This window comes from Stenotrophomonas sp. 2YAF22, from assembly GCF_052114665.1.
In the GTDB taxonomy this organism is placed as follows: Bacteria; Pseudomonadota; Gammaproteobacteria; order Xanthomonadales; family Xanthomonadaceae; genus Stenotrophomonas; species Stenotrophomonas indicatrix.
Map to the genome: position 1 here is coordinate 1 of NZ_JBFRFE010000802.1, position 1571 is coordinate 1571.

Annotated in this window: 1 protein-coding gene; it reads left to right on the plus strand. The window is 68.1% G+C overall.

Annotation, left to right across the window (positions count from 1 at the left end):
• Positions 1-1515 (plus strand): methyl-accepting chemotaxis protein (locus AB4Y84_RS21255; RefSeq protein WP_442250888.1); only part of this gene is annotated, 1515 nt, incomplete at its 5' end.
• Positions 1516-1571 lie beyond the last annotated feature (56 nt).

A 1571-nucleotide genomic window follows, 5' to 3' on the forward strand; every position in this document is an offset into this window, starting at 1 on the left:
GCCCTTGGCTGGTGGCTGCGGCGCGCCGTGGTGCAGCCGGTGCTGGCGGTGGAAGCTGCCGCGCGTGCGGTTGCCGCCGGTGACCTCGACCACGTGGTGCAGGTGCGCAGCCGCGACGAGATCGGTCGCCTGGCACAGGCGATGCAGGCCGTGCAGAGCACCCTGCGTGGCGTGCTTGATGCGCAGACCGCGATGGCAAGGGCACACGACGCCGGCACGATCAGCCACCGCATGGACAGCAGCGCCTTCCCCGGCGCCTACGGCACGATGGTGGCCGACACCAACACCCTGGTCGATGCGCACATCCAGGTGAAGATGCGCGCGATCACGATCATGGGCCGCTATGCAGTGGGCGATCTCAGCCTGGACATGGAGCGCCTGCCCGGCGAGAAGGCCGTGATCACCGAGGCGCTGGATGCGGTGAAATCCAACCTGGGCGCGATCAACGGCGAGATCCGCCGCCTGGCCGAAGCTGCGGCGGCGGGCGACTTCAGCCAGCGCGGCGACAGTGCGCGCTTCGAGCATGATTTCCGCGCGATGGTCGATGGCCTGAACCGCTTGATGCAGACCACCGAACAGAACCTGGGGGAGGTCTCGGCCATGCTGCGTGCCATTGCCGAGGGTCGCCTGGGCGCGCGTATGGACGGCGACTTCCAGGGCGTGTTCGCCCGCATTGCGGGGGATGCCAACGCCACCGCTGCACAGCTGGCGACGATCGTCAGCGACATCAAGCACGCCTCCGGCAGCATCCACACCGCCGCTGCGGAAATTTCCGCCGGCAACAACGACCTGTCGCGCCGCACCGAACAGCAGGCGGCGAACTTGGAAGAAACCGCCGCGTCGATGGAGGAACTGACCTCCACCGTGCGTCAGAACGCCGAGCACGCGCGGCAGGCTAACCAGCTGGCGATCGGTGCGCGCAGCGTGGCCTCGCACGGCGGTGAAGTGGTCGGCCAGGTCGTGGCGACGATGGATGCGATCGAAGGCTCGTCGCGGCAGATCGCCGACATCATCAGCGTCATCGACGGCATCGCGTTCCAGACCAACATCCTGGCGCTGAATGCCGCGGTGGAAGCGGCGCGTGCCGGCGAGCAGGGCCGCGGCTTTGCGGTGGTCGCCAGTGAAGTGCGTACGCTGGCGCAGCGGTCGGCGGCAGCGGCCAAGGAAATCAAATCGCTGATCGAGGCGTCGGTGGAACAGGTTGGCCACGGTGCGCAGCGTGTGCGCCAGGCCGGCGACACCATGGCCGAGATCGTCGCTTCGGTGCAGCGCGTGACCGACATCATGGCCGAGATCTCCGCTGCCTCGCAGGAGCAGTCGGCCGGCATCGAGCAGGTCAGCCAGACCATCATCCAGATGGACGGCACCACCCAGCAGAATGCTGCGCTGGTGGAAGAAGCGAGCGCGGCGGCACGCAGCCTGGAACAGCAGGCGGATCGCCTGATCGAAGCGGTGGATGTGTTTGATCTGTCCACCACGGCGACAGCAACGGGTGCCTTGGCGCGCGCGGCGTGACGGAACCGCCGGGCAGTGTGGGGGTTGCCGGCCAGCGGCCGGCACTACCCATGCGT